At 59.1% G+C, this 16541-nt stretch carries 15 protein-coding genes; 3 read left to right on the top strand and 12 right to left on the bottom strand.

Going from position 1 to position 16541, the window contains the following annotated elements:
- Positions 1-175: 175 nt before the first annotated feature.
- From ugpC to FHT84_RS09505, 9 genes are all read right to left on the bottom strand, one after another.
- The gene (gene ugpC, locus FHT84_RS09545) at positions 176-1240 is read right to left on the bottom strand and encodes a sn-glycerol-3-phosphate ABC transporter ATP-binding protein UgpC (RefSeq protein WP_112345726.1); all 1065 of its coding nucleotides are present in this window, start codon (positions 1238-1240) and stop codon (positions 176-178) included.
- Between the two features lie 52 nt (positions 1241-1292).
- The gene (locus tag FHT84_RS09540) at positions 1293-2591 is read right to left on the bottom strand and encodes a D-tagatose-bisphosphate aldolase, class II, non-catalytic subunit (protein WP_113248889.1); all 1299 of its coding nucleotides are present in this window, start codon (positions 2589-2591) and stop codon (positions 1293-1295) included.
- Complete coding sequence (locus FHT84_RS09535; RefSeq protein WP_113248888.1) at positions 2588-3541, bottom strand: SIS domain-containing protein; 954 nt, start codon at positions 3539-3541, stop codon at positions 2588-2590. Before FHT84_RS09535 ends, FHT84_RS09540 begins: the two co-directional genes overlap by 4 nt.
- Before the next feature lie 12 nt (positions 3542-3553).
- Positions 3554-4411 carry a carbohydrate ABC transporter permease gene (locus FHT84_RS09530; RefSeq protein WP_113248887.1) on the bottom strand — a complete coding sequence of 286 codons (858 nt, stop codon included), beginning with the start codon at positions 4409-4411 and terminating at the stop codon, positions 3554-3556.
- Positions 4411-5328 (bottom strand): sugar ABC transporter permease, encoded by a 918-nt coding sequence (locus FHT84_RS09525; protein WP_113248886.1) that lies wholly within the window; start codon positions 5326-5328, stop codon positions 4411-4413. The genes FHT84_RS09530 and FHT84_RS09525 overlap by 1 nt, the downstream gene beginning before the upstream one ends.
- On the bottom strand, positions 5325-6581 hold the full coding sequence (locus FHT84_RS09520; RefSeq protein ID WP_183761927.1) for a sugar ABC transporter substrate-binding protein: 1257 nt from the start codon (positions 6579-6581) through the stop codon (positions 5325-5327). Before FHT84_RS09520 ends, FHT84_RS09525 begins: the two co-directional genes overlap by 4 nt.
- Positions 6574-7572, bottom strand: coding sequence for a BadF/BadG/BcrA/BcrD ATPase family protein (locus FHT84_RS09515; RefSeq protein WP_113248884.1), 999 nt, complete (start codon positions 7570-7572; stop codon positions 6574-6576). Before FHT84_RS09515 ends, FHT84_RS09520 begins: the two co-directional genes overlap by 8 nt.
- Entirely contained in the window at positions 7569-8363 is a 795-nt protein-coding gene (locus FHT84_RS09510) for a DeoR/GlpR family DNA-binding transcription regulator (protein WP_112345733.1), read from the bottom strand. The genes FHT84_RS09515 and FHT84_RS09510 overlap by 4 nt, the downstream gene beginning before the upstream one ends.
- Before the next feature lie 186 nt (positions 8364-8549).
- Positions 8550-9866: an alpha-glucosidase/alpha-galactosidase gene (locus tag FHT84_RS09505; RefSeq protein ID WP_113248883.1), complete on the bottom strand. Its 1317-nt coding sequence runs from the start codon at positions 9864-9866 to the stop codon at positions 8550-8552.
- A gap of 112 nt (positions 9867-9978) precedes the next feature.
- Here FHT84_RS09505 and FHT84_RS09500 point away from each other — a divergent pair, with 112 nt between their 5' ends.
- The 3 genes from FHT84_RS09500 to FHT84_RS09490 all read left to right on the top strand — a co-directional run bounded on the left by FHT84_RS09500 (position 9979) and on the right by FHT84_RS09490 (position 13300).
- Complete coding sequence (locus FHT84_RS09500; protein WP_113249071.1) at positions 9979-10851, top strand: helix-turn-helix domain-containing protein; 873 nt, start codon at positions 9979-9981, stop codon at positions 10849-10851.
- Positions 10852-10992: 141 nt separating this feature from the next.
- Complete coding sequence (locus FHT84_RS09495) at positions 10993-11502, top strand: cytochrome P460 family protein (RefSeq protein ID WP_112345736.1); 510 nt, start codon at positions 10993-10995, stop codon at positions 11500-11502.
- Between the two features lie 514 nt (positions 11503-12016).
- Positions 12017-13300 (top strand): epoxide hydrolase family protein, encoded by a 1284-nt coding sequence (locus tag FHT84_RS09490; RefSeq protein ID WP_113248882.1) that lies wholly within the window; start codon positions 12017-12019, stop codon positions 13298-13300.
- Positions 13301-13455: 155 nt separating this feature from the next.
- On the opposite strand, the gene FHT84_RS09485 is transcribed toward FHT84_RS09490, so the two are convergent.
- From FHT84_RS09485 to FHT84_RS09475, 3 genes are all read right to left on the bottom strand, one after another.
- Positions 13456-14613 (bottom strand): MFS transporter, encoded by a 1158-nt coding sequence (locus tag FHT84_RS09485; RefSeq protein WP_113248881.1) that lies wholly within the window; start codon positions 14611-14613, stop codon positions 13456-13458.
- Between the two features lie 226 nt (positions 14614-14839).
- A complete protein-coding gene (locus FHT84_RS09480; RefSeq protein ID WP_183761923.1) occupies positions 14840-15751 on the bottom strand; it encodes an alanine--tRNA ligase-related protein in 912 nt (303 codons plus the stop codon).
- A 298-nt stretch (positions 15752-16049) separates the two neighbouring features.
- Positions 16050-16331 carry a type II toxin-antitoxin system ParD family antitoxin gene (locus tag FHT84_RS09475; RefSeq protein ID WP_183761920.1) on the bottom strand — a complete coding sequence of 94 codons (282 nt, stop codon included), beginning with the start codon at positions 16329-16331 and terminating at the stop codon, positions 16050-16052.
- Positions 16332-16541: the final 210 nt, after the last annotated feature.

Raw genomic sequence — 16541 nt, 5'->3', positions numbered from 1 at the left:
ATTCATAACTCTCCAGCTATTGGTTGGATGAATAGCTGGAGAGTTATGAATAAGTCAAGTATGCATATGGCCTTTCATCAGAAGCTTCAGAACACGCACCATCGTGGCATTTTCCATTGATCGTCTTTTTCAGGCGGTCACGAGTCGCGATGAGCTTCGATCGGGAGAGGTTGGCTCATTCAAGCCGACGGCCGGTCGCTCCATCGAAAAGATGCAACCTTCCAAGATCGGGCATTAACGAGAGACGCTCTCCAACCCGCGTACTTACCCGCTCGCGTAACGCCGTCACGAGATCGTCCGATCCCATGCGGGAGACGATCAGCGTCTCTGCTCCCGTGGGCTCAACCACGACGACGTCGGTATCGATGCCGGCTTCGCTGATCGAGATGTTCTCCGGCCGAATACCATAGATGATCTCGGCTCCTCGCGTGACATCGAGCCCTTGCGGCAACGGCAGGCGTCCGCCGCCATCAGCGACGAATTCCAGCGGGCCGGCGCTGCTGATCTTGCCGCGAATGAGATTCATCCCCGGAGAACCGATGAAGCCGGCAACGAAGAGGTTGGCGGGTCGGTCGTATAGCTCCAGAGGCGAACCGATCTGCTCGACATAACCGTCGCGCATGACGACGATGCGGTCCGCCATCGTCATGGCTTCGATCTGATCATGGGTGACGTAGATCGTGGTCGTGCGTAAACGTTGGTGCAACTGCTTGATTTCCGAGCGCATCTGCACGCGCAGCTTGGCGTCCAGATTGGACAACGGTTCGTCAAAGAGAAATACCTGTGGCTGACGCACGATCGCGCGGCCCATGGCAACGCGTTGGCGCTGGCCGCCGGACAGATTGCGCGGATGGCGGTCGAGCAGGTTTTCCAGGCCGAGGATCTGCGCCGCATCGCGTACGCGCTGCCGGATCTCTTCCTTCGGCGCCTTGGCCAGCCGGAGCGAAAAACCCATATTCGCCTCGACGGTCATATGCGGATAGAGAGCGTAGGATTGGAACACCATGGCGATGTCACGTCTTTTGGGCTCGACATCGTTGACCACCTTGCCGCCGATGGCGACATTGCCGCCGCTGATCTCCTCAAGTCCGGCGATCATGCGAAGCAGGGTCGATTTTCCGCAGCCCGAAGGCCCGACGAGAATGACGAACTCGCCGTCTTCGATATCGATATCCACACCATGCAGAACTTCGAAGTGACCGTAGCTCTTGCGGACATTCGCCACGCTGACCGATGCCATATTGATCTCCAATTAGAAAAACGTGTTGTTTGATCGCCCGCGCCCTGCCGACCTATGCGATCGTTGCGGCGGAATAGGGTGCGAGGGCGGCATCGATCGACGCAATGCAGAGATCCCGCGCGCGAGGTGGAACCTTCTTTTCAACCACCGCCGGATAGATCCGGGGGAGGTATTGGCTGATCAGCGTTTCGGGAATATCACCGTCGAAGCGCGCAAGCAGCGTCTCGACCGCTGCTGCTGCCCGCTCGTCCGGCCAATAGTAACGGATGCGGTCGCTATAGCTGAAGTGGCGCTGCAAGCGCTGTTCCTCGACCAAGCCGCCATAATGGGAATTCCAGTGACCCGGACTTTCGAGCATGACGGTCTCCATGGTGGCATAAAGCGTGCCGGGTAAGGTCTCACCGGCGAGAATAGACGCGATGGCATCGAGGCCGTAGAGCGCTTCGCGCAAGGCGAAAGTCAGACCCGGGCCAACCTTGAGGACCGCAAATCCGTCGTTCACGAGGGCGGCAAGCGCCTCCGCAGGCTGGTAGTCCGTGGAGTGAGCCTCGAAAAGTAGGCCAGGCATCTGCTCCAGCGCGCCGGTCAGAAATGACGCCCGATCCGGCCTGTAGATGGCGACATTGGCATTGCCGAACTCGACGCCGGGCTGGACGACAATCGCGATCACTCGCTCCAGGGCTTTCTCGACGCCTGCCTTGGCGAAAGCTTCGCGATGCACTGCCAACGTGTTTATCGCCGCCTCGGGTCGCGTCACCTCAAGCTCGTCGAGGGCATGGGTGGCACCACCCGGCGGCGGGACCTCGGTGCCAATAATGTAGATTGGCGAGCGGCGGCCGGAGCGGCGAGCAGCCTCTTCCGCTACGCGCGCCAACCTTGCTGCGCGCTCCGCCGTCAGCTCGTCCGGCAAGGCGGCGGGCTCGCCGGCGCAGCCCATCGATGTATCGAGATGGATCTTTTCGAAACCCGCCTCGATGTAGGCCATTATCATCGCCTCGGCCTTCACCATTGCCTGTTCCGCGGGCAGCTTCTTCCATGGGTTCGGCCCGAGATGGTCGCCGCCGAGGATGAGGCGATCGATCGGAAAGCCGACCGTGGAGGCGGTGTCTTCCACGAAACGCCGGAAGTCGCGCGGCGTCATACCGGTATAGCCGCCCTCCTGATTGACCTGGTTGCAGGTCGCTTCGATGAGAGCGGCCGCATCCTCGGAAGTCGCGCGCCTCAGTGCCGCCTCGATGACAAGCGGATGTGCGGAGCAAACGGAGGCGATGCCGCGCGGCAATGTCTTGATGCGATCGCCGAGAAGCTTTTTCAGCGCCGCACGGCGATTGTGTTCGAGGGACGCGTTCATCCGAGCATCACGACCTTGGTCAGGTGGCGGGGCGATACCGTATCGACACCCTTCGACTGCGCTGCCCGTTCGCCGAGGATCTGCAGAGCCGGCAACACGCAGAGGCCCGCAAGTGCCGGATCGCAATCGACAGTCAACTCCAGATCGCCTGGGCCGCCAAAACCGATGACGGTGGCCCCCTTTTGCCGCAGCTCCTCGACCAGCAGCGTTTCCGCGGTCTTCTGGTCGGCGCTGTAGAGCATGACAACAGCGGTCTTTTCATCGACGAGGCTGATCGGTCCATGGCGGTATTCCAGGGGATGGAAGCCCTGAGTGATGATCTGGCTCATCTCCATCAGCTTCAAGGCGCCTTCCAGAGCGATGCCGTAGAGCGATCCGCTACCGAGGAAAACGAAATGCGACCGCCCCTCGATGATACCGGGGAGGGCCTTGTCGAGCCGATCGGCCAGGACGCGCGCCGATTGGACGATCGACAGCGGAATCTCCACGCCGACCATCTGCATGCCCAGGAGCAGCATCAGGCTTGCCGAGACCGTCATGACGATGCCTTCGTCGCCATGGGTCGCCGCTTCGATCAGCCGGTCGCAGTTCTTGGCAAGCGAGCTTTCGGGCTCGACCGTGATGGCAGTGACGAAAACGCCGGCTTTGCGGCTTGTCTTGGCGGCAGCAACGGTTTCCGTCGTTTCGCCGCTGCGGGAAAGGGCCACCAGATGGACCTTCTGCCAGCGCGGCCAGAAGGCGGCCGGCCGGTTCAGCCATTCCGCACCCGGTACGGCAATCGCCGGATAGCCGGCAAGATTGGCGTGAGCCGCAAGCGACAAAGCAAGATTGTAGGATGTGCCGCAGCCCAGAAAAACCGTCAGTTCGGCATCATGCGGGGCGGAGACCGGTCCAATCGCCTTTTCCCAATAAGGGAATTGTTCGAATATCACCTTTTCCGTCGTATTCATATCAGCTCCGATTTACTTGACCGATCCGGCCAGCAGACCGCTGACGAGGTATCGATTGAGAAAGATGACGACCAGGGCGGGGATGATGATGGCAATCGATCCGCTTGCCGTGATCAGCCCATAGTCAATGAAGTTCTTGGTGACGAATTCCGGGATCAGCACCGTCAGGGGCTTCGTCGCCTGCGGCGAGAAGATGAGCGGGACGAGATACTGCCCCCATGCGCCAAGAAAGGTCAGGATGGCTGCCGCCGTCAGGCCGGGACCGGCAAGCGGCAGGACGATGTTGAAGAAGATGTAGAGCCTGCCGGCGCCATCGAGCTGTGCCGCCTCTTCAAGCGCGATCGGCAATGCCTCGAAGACGCTGCGCAACAGCCAGAGCGACAGGGGCAGGTAAGCCGAGACATAGATCAGCGCCACGCCCACATAAGTATCGACCAGATGCAGGCTGATCATGATCCGATAAAGCGGAATGAGCACGGCATAACCGGGGATTGCGAGCGTCGCGACGACGGCGGCAAACAAAAAGCCCCGGCCTGGAAACTGGATCCGCGTGAAGGCGTAGGCACCGAGTGCCGATATCGCCACGCAAAGAAGCGTTGCAGCCACCGAGGTGACGATGCTGTTGATCAGTGCGGCGCGAAACTGCGACCAGACCTGAACACCGCCAATTCGAGCGATATCGATACCGAACAAGCGCGAGAAATGATCCAGCGTCAAATGCTGCGGAAAGAAATGGATGGGTCTAGCTGAGAAGTCCTCGGTCGGCGTGACGGAGCTTGCGAGCGTCCAGTAGATCGGCCCGAGCGACCAGATCAGAAGAACCGCGACACCGGCCCAGATCAGCAAACGATAGGAAAGGCTCTGTTTCATCAGTCAAACCGAGTGTTGCGATAGACGCGCAGGACATAGACGAGCGAGACCAGCAACGAGACCAGCGTGATCACGAGAGACAAGGCCATGCCGTAGGAGAAGCGCAGGTTTTGGAAGGTCTCGAGATAGATCTGGACGAGAACCGGTCGCGTCTCGAGGCTCGAGCCCGCCAAGACCCAGGCTTCGTCGAAGAGGTTGAATGCATTGACGGTCGCGTTGGTCATGGCAACGGCAATGGCGCTGCGCACCAGCGGAAGCGTAACAAGGGCGAACATCTGTGTGCGCGTCGCACCATCGATGCGCGCGGCCTCATAGAGATGAGCGGGAATGCTCTGCATGGCGGCCAGCACGATGACGACGGTCAGGGGCATCATGCGCCAGACGTGGACCACCGTGACTGCAATGATGGCGCTGGTGCGATCGTTGAACCAGACGTGGTTTTCGAATGGCAAGCCGACCGCCGAGAGAATGCCGTTCAGCAATCCCGCACCGGGTTGGTAGATCCAGAGCCAGATCACCGCATTGACGACACCGGGCAGCGCCCAGGGCAGGACGACAGCTGCGAGTAGCCATTGCCGGCCGACCTTGACCTGATTGATAAGAGCGGCGGCAAGCACGCCGAACACGGTCTCGGCCACGACTGCGAGCACAACGTAGAGAAACGTATTGATCCAGGTCGTGCCCAGTTGCCCGTCGGAGAGCATGCGCGTGTAGTTTTCAAGCCCGACAAAGGGCGTTCCCGCCTGCATCGGATTGACCCTGTGCAGGCTGTCCCACACCGTTCTTCCGATCGGGTAGAAGACAAGGGCCGTCATCGTGATCAGGATCGGCGAGATAAGCAGGATACCCAGCATGGTGTCGGCCTTGACGCCGGCACCACGCTTGCTCCTGCCACTGGCAGAGATTGCGATTGTCATTGCGCCGATGCCTGCTTTGCCGCTTCGGCGATGTTCTGCATGGCCTGATCGACGGTGACCTGGCCTTTTGCGGCGCTATTGATCGCCGTATTTACCGCACTCGAGAATTCCGGATACCAGGGGGGAGTGCCCTGTCGGAACAGCGGCTCGACGGTCTTCGATTGCGCAACGAGTGTATCGCCGCTCAACAACTGGCCGGCGGCATTGAGCTCCGACAATGCCGAAGTGCGGGTCGGCAATGCACCATTGGCCGCGTTCTTCTTCTGGAACTCCTTGCTGGTGAACCATTTGACGAAGGCAATGGCGGCTTCCCTGTTCTGCGAAACGCGGGGGATGGCGAGCGCTTCGGGAAGGCCGAAGCTGCGGGTCTCGCCGCTTGCCGTCGGCACCAGGATCGCCTCGATCTGACTGGCCACTTTCGACTGCTTGGGATCGTTCATCTGGCCGATCCTGCCCGGCTCACCCGAGATCATGATGCTGGTGACACCCTGGGCAAACATGCTCTCATTGATCTGGCTGTCCTTGAGGCCGGTGGAGGCGGGATCGACGAGACCTTCCTTCAACAGCATCAGCTCGAAGGCCAGCGCCTTGTAGCCGGCGGAATCCTTCGAGACGAAAAGCGGCTTGAAATCCTTGTCGAACAGTTCGCCGCCGAAGGCCTTGGTTAGCAGGTACCAGCTCGTCGACGCACCTTCGGTCGCCGAAAGCGGCAGGCCGATCGGATAGGTCGTGATCTTCTTTTCCTTGATCTGCTTGGCAGCGGTGACAAGCTCGTCGAGTGTCTTCGGCATTGTCGTGATGCCCGCATCAGCGAAATGCTTCTTGTTGATCAGCATGACGCGGAAGTCGTTGGTATAAGGCACGCCGAGCAGATTGCCGTTGACCGTGAAGATCTTGGAGACACCGATATCCTTGACCGTGTCGGTGTCGATCACGTCGTTGAGCGGCAGATACCAGTCTGCGGCGCTGAACTGGCCGGTCCACGACCAATCGAATTCGGTGACATCGGCCGGCGCTGTTCCCGCGATCAGCGATGTGACGAGCTTGGGGCGGATATCGTCCCAAGATAAGGTTTGCATGTTGACGTGGATGCCGGTTTCGGCTTCGAAGTCGCCGGCGATATTCGGCGCTTGCGGCGAAGGCATCAGCACCGTGATCGATTGGCCGGCAAGCGGCTTCGCATCCTGAGCGAGAGCCGGAACGGCGGCAACGAGCGCCGCCAAGGCGACGAATGGCAAAGTTAATTTACGCATGTTCCCTTCTTTCCTTGTTATTGAGGTCTGCTTCACCTGAATGCACCGCTGCGGTCTTTGCCGTTGCGGCGATTTGCGTGATCCAGCCGTCATTCACCGGCCAATCGAGAAGACGGGCGGCCGCCAGAAGAGCGCCGCCGATGGGAGGAAGTTTGGGGCTCACAGCCGGACGGCCGATGCGCCGCTCCAGTGCGGCAAGCAGGGCGCGGCTTGCAAATGTTCCGCCGGCATAGGTCCAGTCTGCCGCCGGATCGCAATGCGGCGCTATGGCTTCGGCATGCTTTGCAAGCTCGGACGCCGCCTCGCCGATCAGCTGCTTTGCCGCTCGGTCGCCGGCACGTGCGACGCGATCGACGAGAACCGAAAGGGCAGCGATATCAGCACGAGGGTTTTTGAGTTCACTTACCCAGCCTCCCAGAGCGTTGACCGGGTCGATACTGTCGAGGTTCAGGAATTCGAACATGGCCTTGGCCAGCGCGGTCGGGCCTGCACGGCCGTCGAGACTCTGGCTGACGAGACTGAGTGCTGTCCGCCCGATCCAATAGCTGCTGCCTTCGTCGCCGATGACATCGCCCCAGCCGCCGACGCGTGCAGAAACCCCAGCGCTGTTGCGCGCCCAGGCCATCGAACCTGTGCCGGATAGGATCAGAATACCTGGCTCTCCGGCAAAGGCGCCAAGATGTGCTGCGTCGACATCGTTGAGAATATGCCGCTTCGCCTTGGGAAAGCTGGCCTCGATCGCCTCGCGCTGCTGCTCCGACAGGCGGGCCACTTCGCCATAGGCCGGCAATGCGGCGGCGACAACCGCCGGCTGGTCCCGCTCCAGGAAGGGGCACAGCGCAAGATCCAGTTCGCGCCGCCAGTTCGGATTGTCCATTGGATTGACGCCGCCGCTGCGCGACATCTGGAGTATGTTGCCGGCTCGATCAGCGAGCGCGACCAGCACCTTGCTGCCGCCGCCATCGATGCCGAGGATCAGCTCGTCGCTCATTCCGGCGCTCCGAGATCCGCAATCGTCATCTCGACGCCGAGATTGACGAGTTCGCTGCGCCAATGCGCGGAAAGGCCCGCATCGGTTATCACCTTGGCGGCATTCAGGGGAGCGACCTTATAGGTTGCCATCGTGCCGAACTTCGAGGAATCGGCGAGCACGAAACGATGCGCTGAACGGCTGAGCATGCATTTGTTGAGGCTCGCTTCGGCGCTGTCGACACTATAGATCGCGCCATCCGGGCTGATGGCGCTTGCACCGAGGAAAAGCTGATCGAACCAGATGCTCTCGAGCATCGCTTCGGCCTGCGGTCCGACGAGCGAAGCGTTTTCGCTGCGAAGCTGGCCGCCGAGCAAGACGACTTCCAGATTGGGGATATTGAGGAATTCTTGCGCCACCGTCAGGCCATTGGTGAAGATGCGAAGCGGCATCGGGTTCAGGCGGATGAGCCGTGCCAGTTGCAGAACCGTCGTGCCAGCATCGAGAAAAATGGCCGTGCGCGGCGTTAGCAGATTGTAGGCAGCCGTTGCGATCGCGCGCTTGGCCGACAGATGGCGCTTGGCCCGCTCCTGAAAGGCAAGCTCCACCGACGACCCCTCGGCGATCCGGGCGCCGCCATGCACGCGGTCGATGGCGCCTTCCCGCTCGAGGACCTGCAAGTCCCTGCGCACCGTTGCCAGGGAGGCGCCGATGGCATCCGCGAGCGCCTGAATGGTCGAAAATCCATTCGCATACAGATGGCTGCGAATAGCGTCGAGGCGATCCACTTTCACTCCCCCGGCTTGGCTCAACGAAAACTCCTGTCCCACGAAGGTTTCTATTTCGCTCAAGTTTCCATTCAATAAGATCAATGTCAATCATGATTCTGATCTTTTTTGATCTAATTTCTAATCGGCGGAAACCACAAAATGTGAGCGCGCGGCATCCTCTTGCGAAGAAGCCGCGCGCTCACATGATGTCTGGGACGCCCAAATGGACTAATGATAAGCGGGCAAGAGATTGCCGTGCTGCTCGATCATGTCGTCAACAAGCGTCCATATTTGATCAGGCGACAGCTCCGCCGAGGTATGCGGATCAAGCAGAGCCGCCTGATAGATGCGATCCCGTTTCTTCGTCAGCGCCGCCTCGACCGTCAGTCCTTGCACGGAAATACTCAAGTTCATTACGGCGGCGAGCTGCGAAGGTATCCGCCCGATGCGCATGGGCTGAACGCCGTTGTGATCGACATGGCATGGAACTTCGACAATGCACTCGTCAGACAGATTTTGGATCAGTCCGTTGTTCGGGACATTTCCGTAGATCAGCGCGGGCTGGCCGGTGACTGCCGCGTGAATGATGCCGGCCGCATATTCATTGCTCCGGCAGACATCGATCGGCTTGCCGCCTTCAAGGTCGCGGCGCAACTCGTGCCACTCGGCGATCTGCACCTCGCAACGGCGGATATATTCATCCAGGGGAATGTTGAGCCGCTCGATCAGATCGCTACGGCCTTCCTTGATGTACCAGGATGTATATTCCGAAAAATGCTCGCTCGATTCCGTCACGAAATGGCCGAGCCGCTTGAGAACATCAAAACGGACCCGATCATCCGAAGGGACGCGTCCTTCCTCGGCCAGGGTGCGCAGGCGCGGATAGAGGTCCTCGCGGCTGCCATCGGCACGCAGCTTTTCATATTTGAGAAAGAAGGCGATATGGTTGATGCCGGCCGAGAGATAATTGATGTCGGCGACATCCTCGCCAAGGCAATCGGCAAGATGGGCGGCTGTGTGCTGTACGCTGTGGCAGAGACCAACGGTCCGGATGCTCGGAGCAATCTCCTTGATCGCCCAGCAATTGATCGCCATCGGGTTGACGTATTGCATGAGCAAGGCATTCGGGCACACTTCTTCCATGTCGCGGCAGATCGCTTCGAGAACGGGAATGGTGCGAAGCCCTCGGAAGATGCCGCCAATCCCAAGCGTATCGGCAATGGTCTGCCGGAGCCCGTACCGTTTCGGGATTTCGAAATCGGTCACCGTGGCCGGCTTATAGCCGCCGACCTGCATCATCAGAATGACAAAATCCGAACCTCGCAGCGCCTGCCTGCGGTCTAGCGTCGCCTCGACGTGCACCTTGTCGAGATGAAGCGCCTCGCATATGCGCCGTGCAACGATTTCGGATGTTTTCAAACGTTCCGGATCGATGTCGAAGAGGCTTATGACATAATCGCCACCGCTTTGGCTGGAGAGGACGTCGCCCAGGATGTTCTGGGCAAAGACGGTGCTGCCAGCACCGATCAGGCAGATCTTTGGCATGGAAAAGCCTCCACAAGAGATATCTGTGAAGCTGAATGCATCTTTCAAAATCGGATTTCTTCCCGATAATAAGCAGATTATTCCCGGATTCGCGCCGCGGTGCCGAGTAGTCATGCCAAAACTTCACATATCCGCCGAGGAGGGTGCTCTTCTCGCATCCCAGGGCGATTTCATGATCGAGCGTCACATCGCCGGCGCCATGAACGCAGCGCATTGGCACGATCATGTCGAGCTGAACTATCTGCTCGATGGTCAGATGACCTACATCTTCAATGGGAGGCAGGAACAGGTCGAGGCGGGGCGGCTGGTGCTCTTTTGGGCGGCTATTCCCCATAGAACGGTCGCGGTTACGCCGAATGCTCCGCTCGTCTGCATCTATCTTCCGCTCGTTGATTTCCTCGGTCTGCCGATCGATCGCGGCGTTCGCCAGTCGATGATGCAAGGACGTTTTTTCGCGGATGCGCGCGCTTATGCAGCCGACGCAGTCCTTTTGCCTCAGTGGGTGCAAGACTGGCAATTTGGCGATGCGGCCAAGCGCCAGCTGATTGTGGATGAGGTCAAACTCAGAATACGGCGCTTCGTTCTCGATGCTCCCATCGACGATCATTCTGTCGCCCGCCAATCCTCGGCATTGGGCGGCGGCGCCGCCATAGGTCGAGCCGAGACGCTGACCGACCTCATTCACGCCCGTTATTCCGAGCCGGTCAGCCTGCCGATATTGGCTGGGCTTGCCGGCATGCATCCGAGCACCGCCAACAAAATCTTCCGCAGCTTCCTTGGCATTCCTGTCAACGAATATCTCACGCGCTATCGTCTGGCGCGGGCGATGCAGCAGCTTGCGGAAACGGAGGCGCCCATTCTCCAGATCGCCTATGACTGCGGTTTCGGTTCCAGCAGCCGGTTCTACGATATCTTCAAGCGTCGAACGGGAACGACGCCAAGGCTATTCCGTTCGTCCCTCGCGCGCGATGGGAAGGGGGACTGATGTTCGATTCCCCGAACAGATAACGGCCCGCCGCCGCTTGTCGAGGCTACATTGCGATACAATCGGGCTGCTTCCTGAAATCTGGCAGATACAATTCGGCGCGATCCTCCCGTCAAATCATCGATCGGGCAGGAGTCCAAAATGAAACTCGCATTCCTTGGCGCATTTGTCGTCTCAAGCCTTGCTGTCGGCGTTGCAGCTTCGCAGTCCGCCGACCCCGCGACGCCCTCCGAAAACGCCTCGCCGATTTATGGCGTAAACATCCCGGAAGGTTATAGAGACTGGAAATTCATTGCGCCGGCGCAGGAGGCCCCACCGCTCGACGAGCTTCGCGCGGTGCTCGGCAACGATATTGCCGTCGACGCCTATAAGAAGGGTACCCTGCCTTTTCCCGATGGTTCGATCCTTGTCAAGCTGGCCTACAAGCGCAAGCAATCGACGGAGTTTGCGCCGGCAACGGTGCCGGGAGCGCCGACAACGGTGCAGGTCATGGTGAAGGATTCGAAGAAATATCCCGATAGCCACGGTTGGGGCTTCGGGCGGTTCATCGATGGCAAGCCGGTGGATATTGCGCAGCACGAGACCTGTCTCAGCTGCCATGTCGGCAATGTGAAGGATCACGACTACGTCTTCACGCGCTATGCACCATAAGGTGCGGCGATATTGCGCAATTGGAAATCGCCGGCCCGATTTCTTTAAATCAGGCCGGCCGGCTATCCACGGTCTCCTCCTCCCGCCGGGATAGCCGCTCCTATCGCTCCTGGCGCTCAGCCATGAGGCCATTCCGCTATTGCGGAAGGAGGTCCTGACAAGCCCAGGCAAGTCGATGATCTTGCGGACTTTGACGTTCCCGCCGCTGCGTCTTGTATCCCACACCGAACCCAATATTCGCCATCAGAGGCTACGTATGGCGCGGCGCGCTTGCCCATGCGGCTGCGGCTTTCCGGCGGACATCCTCTCGCCGACCAATCCGGCTGGAGGCACGTTGTGTGCATTTCCTCTTTGCCGACAAAGCCTGAAAACGCGGCTTCTGTAATCCATCGTAGCCTTCCTCGGTCTTGATACGGACGGATACAATTCGATACGGTTGAAGACACAACGCAGATACACGCGGAAAGCAGAACTTCACGGCATTCAACAACCTCCCAAATATATGGAGTTCCTGATGTCGTCTTCATCCTTCTCATTGAATCGACGCGCCTTCGTCACCGCGGCTGCTGTCGCCGGTGCAGCGGCGCTGCTCAAGCCTGCGATGTCCTTTGCCGGCTCGGAGGCCTTGCCCGATGGCGTCAAGCCCTTCAAGGTTCATATCCCCCACAGCGCGATTGCCGAGTTGAAGCAGAGACTTGCGACGGCACGCTGGCCGCTTAAGGAAAATGTCGCCGATGATTCCCAGGGTGTGCAGCTCGAGCGCTTGCGCGATCTCGTTGGATATTGGGCCGACGGCTACGATTGGCGAAAGGTGGAGCAGAAGCTTAATTCCCTTCCGATGTTCATCACGGAAATCGACGGGCTGGATATCCACTTCATTCACGTGCGCTCCCAGCATGAAAACGCAATGCCGATGATCATGACCCATGGCTGGCCGGGCTCGATCCTGGAAATGCTCAAGGTGATCGATCCTTTGACGAACCCGACGGCCCATGGTGGCAAGGCCGAAGACGCGTTTCATCTCGTTGTACCGTCGATTCCCGGCTTCGGCTTCTCGGGCAAGCCGACGACGACGGGCTGGGGCTCGGATCATATCGGCCGGGCATGGGGTACGTTGATGCATCGCCTTGGCTATGAGCGGTTCGTCTCGCAGGGCGGCGATTGCGGCTCGGTCATCTCGCAGCGCATGGCGCTTCAGAAGGTGCCGGGATTGCTCGGCATCCATCTCAACATGCCCGGCATCGTCCCGAAGGAGATTGCCCACATCCTTGCAGCCGGCGATCCCGCTCCGGCTGATCTGACGGACAAGGAGCGCGCCTGTTTCAACAAGCTGGCGGCGTTCTATCGCGACAGCTCGGGCTACGCCAATATGATGGTCACCCGTCCGCAGACCATCGGCTATTCGCTCGTCGACTCGCCGGTCGGCCTGGCCGCTTGGATCTACGACAAGTTCGTCACCTGGACTTACAGTAATAAGCAGCCGGAAAAGGTCTTGAGCCGCGATGAAATGCTGGATGACATCTCTCTCTACTGGTTCACGGAAACCGGAACGTCCGCGGCCCAGATCTATTGGGAAGATCATTCCAACAACTTCAATGCCATTCAGATTCCGACGCTGCCGGTTGCCGTCAGTGTCTTTCCCGGTGAAATCTACCAGGCCCCGAAGAGCTGGACCGAACGTTGCTATGGCAACCTGATCTACTTCAACGAGGCCGACAATGGCGGGCATTTCGCCGCCTGGGAACAACCGGCGATTTTCACCGATGAAGTCAGGGCGGCATTCCGGTCGCTGCGTTAAGGGGTTTCGGCCTCCTGCCTGGTGAAAACCTCGCAGGCGAGCGATGCCTCAAGCCGCCTGCGGGCGAGGGGAAGCGGTATGGCGTATCCCCTCGACAGACAGCCGGCTTCGCAGGTCGAACTTGTGAAGCCGATGCCTGATTTGATCCGCGAGTTTCAAGAGGTCGCAAAGGCGCTGCGGCGCGCCGAGAGCGAACCGACACCCATCAGGGCGGCAAGGATGACGGGGATGCATACGAGATAGGCCGTGCGAATGCCCGCATGTTCGGCGACGAATCCAAGCAACGGCGGAGCCAGGAAAAAGACGACGAACGACATTTGCCCGAGAGCGGCAACATTGACATGTGCCGGACGATCGGTGCGCTGTGCGGCGGCTGAAACCGCCAGCGGATAGACCGCGCTGCAGCCGGCGCCCATGAAGGCAAATCCCACGAGAGCCACATTGGGATGCGGGGCAAGCCAGACGGCGCAAAGCCCGGCGGTCGACAGAAGCAGCAGGAAGAGCGCAACGGCCCTGGAGCCGTAGCGATCGACAAACGGGTCGGCGAACAATCTTGCCAATGCCATGAAAAAGGTGAACAGCGTCAGGCCGAGCCCCCCGATGAACGGCTCGGCGTGAAAGACGTCGCGCATGTAGATCGCCGACCAGTCGATGCCGGCGCCCTCGACCAGGAATGCCGCGATCCCGATCACGCAAAGAGGCAGCAGGCCAAGCGTTGGCAGTGCGATATGGCCTTTGTCTGCATGGTCATGCGTCGCGCGTGCGGGGGTATTTCGCATACCGGCGATCGTGATGAAGCCGACGATGAGGACAAAGGCGAATGTCAGGGCAAGATGCAGCTGCATCGGCACGCCTGTTTGACGGACCGCGGAGGATACGAGAGCGGTGACGAAAAAGCCGAGGCTCCAGAAGCCATGCGCCCTGTTCATCACACCCCGGCCGAGCTGGGCCTCGATGCGATCGATTTCGACGTTAAGATTGATTTCGAGAGCGCCCGCCAGCAGGCCTTCGCAAAACAGCACGGCAAAGACCAGAGGCGCCGCACCCATCCATGGCACGAGCGCGAGCATCGCCGATGTCCCGAGCACGGTAACGAACGCGGTTTTGCGCGCGCCAAGGCGCGCTACGACCGGTGACGCCAATGTCAGCGATATCAATGCGCCGATGGCGGCACCGATCAACGTCAGGCCGAGCTCGGATTTGTCGATCTGCAAGGCGTCCTGCAGATCGGGAAGGCGCGACAGCAATGCGCCCATCGATACCGCAAAGAGGAAAAAGCAGACATAAATTCGCTGCTGCGGTTGAAGGCGCATTTCGGATGCTCCGGAGAATCTGAACACGGGTGAGATGGAACGGGTCTATCTCAAAGCAACCAGTGCTGGCAATACACGCGCGTCTAAATGATCCTACCAATTGGCGGCTTTTCTTCCGACCATTTCCGCTGGGTGCGGCGCAGCCTGTAGTTGGTCAGCGGCGGGAGGCGATGGAGCGGCGATGAAACCGTCCGCGCGCTCCGTCGCCGCTTTCTTAACGATCAGACTAGCTCGACCTCCTTGCCTGCATGTCGGAAAGGTCGATCCCATGCGTATCGAACCACCATTCCGGACTCATCTCAGGATATTTGTCGCGAAGGCGCAGATATTTGGAGTGTAGTCGCTCCTGGCGCTCAACTTCCTGCTCGAAATAAGGATGGTCGAGTTTTCCGCCGAGCACATGGATGCGACGAAGGAGTTTTCGCAATACATATCCTTGCTCCTTGCTTCCCGGTCGATAGCCGCTCTCGACGATCTTCATGACGGTGTCGCTTAGCGTGCTGAGCGCATCGCTGGGCGGCGTGCCGTTCAAGATCATGTCAAGGCGTTCGGCACCAAACCCGACGTCGATACAGGTCCCGAGCGGATTGACGATATTCCCGATCTCAATGCCGTTCTTGTAGAACTCGGTGCAGTAACCGCTGACGCTGCCATCGCTCCATATGCATCCGTCATCCGGTACGATGGGGATACGGTCTCGATAAAGCGGCGACCATTCCTCCAGGCGGTCCGGATGGATCGTGACATGGTCTGGCACCAGGCCAATCGAGCCGAGAAACTCGATCCAGAAATCGATCGCGTCACCGACGCTCATTTCTCGGAAGGAGAAGAGACCGAGCATCGTGAAATGAAGGAAATGCGTCCCGTCCCCGATTTCGTCGAGATCGCCCATTCGCAGGCAGGCCTGAACGTTGGCAACGGTTCCAATGTGGGAGGGATCGGAGAAGAGTTGTTTGTACTGCTGCATCCCAGCGCTGCAGAAAAGCGTGGTATTGTCGTGCGGCCATACGGATTCTATACGTGTGAAGTCGATGTCTTTGGAAAGACAGAAGTCTTGGTATTGCTGGATCAGGCGTCCCGCGATGACATAGGCAACCTCCTTTGTAGTAAATGTGCCTGGGCTCAAAGATAGTGGCATATGGTGCTGACGGCAATCCATATACGCCGGGTCATGTCCGAGCTGGGCCTGAGATCGTCTTCTTCGGCCCGTCAGATTATTGTCGACACAGCCAATTACTGCTTTGGCAGATAAATCCTCGGCTATCCCGCTAGATTGTGCGTCGTTCTCATCTTCGAACAGGGATATCGAGCATCGGCCAAAAGGCCGATTTTCTGCCTAAACTGCTCATAATAGCGTTCAGCAGCTGTGGTTGGTGAAGACCTATCTCGACATAATACTGATAACGCTGTCCTCGGCTTGAGGCGACCAAGCGAGCTTAACCGCCATGACCGCGAGCGGCGTTTAATTTCTGCCGGGCTTTTTCGCGGGTTGCGTCGAAATCAACAGCTTGCGGCGCGCCGCTGGCTTTACCCTGCGCCCACAATTCGCGCAGATGCTGAATATCGTTCTTCCGGCTAGCCCATTTCGCAGACCAGTCACGCATGGCTTCGCGGACAATTTCGCTGCTACTGGCATATGCACCACTCTCGACCGCATCGCGTAAAAGCTCAGCTTGCTGCGGCGTTACTGCAATGCTGACCTTTGAGACATTAGACATGGCTGTCCTCATCCGCTTTCTGGTAGGAAGTTTACCACCAAACCGATGCTCCAGCTAAGCAGATTGCGGGGAGAATGTAAGATCCATTTCACTGGCCCGAATCCTCTGGGTTAGTCTCTTCCGCGCGCTCGGTAGCATCTAAACCCATATAGGATGGCACAACATCCCGTTTTCCAGCCGTGCGCGCGGCTGCCTTGTAATATGACAGGG

It is taken from the genome of Rhizobium sp. BK289, assembly GCF_014193575.1.
In the GTDB taxonomy this organism is placed as follows: Bacteria; Pseudomonadota; Alphaproteobacteria; order Rhizobiales; family Rhizobiaceae; genus Rhizobium; species Rhizobium tropici_C.
The sequence above is the reverse complement of the archived record's forward strand: the minus strand, read 5'-3'. Positions and strand labels throughout refer to the sequence as shown.

Bases quoted from the DNA above. Each gene is read 5' to 3' on its own strand.
- ugpC (WP_112345726.1), bottom strand. From the start codon at position 1,240: ATGGCATCGGTCAGCGTGGCGAATGTCCGCAAGAGCTACGGTCACTTC.
- FHT84_RS09540 (WP_113248889.1), bottom strand. From the start codon at position 2,591: ATGAACGCGTCCCTCGAACACAATCGCCGTGCGGCGCTGAAAAAGCTT.
- FHT84_RS09535 (WP_113248888.1), bottom strand. From the start codon at position 3,541: ATGAATACGACGGAAAAGGTGATATTCGAACAATTCCCTTATTGGGAA.
- FHT84_RS09530 (WP_113248887.1), bottom strand. From the start codon at position 4,411: ATGAAACAGAGCCTTTCCTATCGTTTGCTGATCTGGGCCGGTGTCGCG.
- FHT84_RS09525 (WP_113248886.1), bottom strand. From the start codon at position 5,328: ATGACAATCGCAATCTCTGCCAGTGGCAGGAGCAAGCGTGGTGCCGGC.
- FHT84_RS09520 (WP_183761927.1), bottom strand. From the start codon at position 6,581: ATGCGTAAATTAACTTTGCCATTCGTCGCCTTGGCGGCGCTCGTTGCC.
- FHT84_RS09515 (WP_113248884.1), bottom strand. From the start codon at position 7,572: ATGAGCGACGAGCTGATCCTCGGCATCGATGGCGGCGGCAGCAAGGTG.
- FHT84_RS09505 (WP_113248883.1), bottom strand. From the start codon at position 9,866: ATGCCAAAGATCTGCCTGATCGGTGCTGGCAGCACCGTCTTTGCCCAG.
- FHT84_RS09500 (WP_113249071.1), top strand. From the start codon at position 9,979: ATGCCAAAACTTCACATATCCGCCGAGGAGGGTGCTCTTCTCGCATCC.
- FHT84_RS09495 (WP_112345736.1), top strand. From the start codon at position 10,993: ATGAAACTCGCATTCCTTGGCGCATTTGTCGTCTCAAGCCTTGCTGTC.
- FHT84_RS09490 (WP_113248882.1), top strand. From the start codon at position 12,017: ATGTCGTCTTCATCCTTCTCATTGAATCGACGCGCCTTCGTCACCGCG.
- FHT84_RS09485 (WP_113248881.1), bottom strand. From the start codon at position 14,613: ATGCGCCTTCAACCGCAGCAGCGAATTTATGTCTGCTTTTTCCTCTTT.
- FHT84_RS09480 (WP_183761923.1), bottom strand. From the start codon at position 15,751: ATGCCACTATCTTTGAGCCCAGGCACATTTACTACAAAGGAGGTTGCC.
- FHT84_RS09475 (WP_183761920.1), bottom strand. From the start codon at position 16,331: ATGTCTAATGTCTCAAAGGTCAGCATTGCAGTAACGCCGCAGCAAGCT.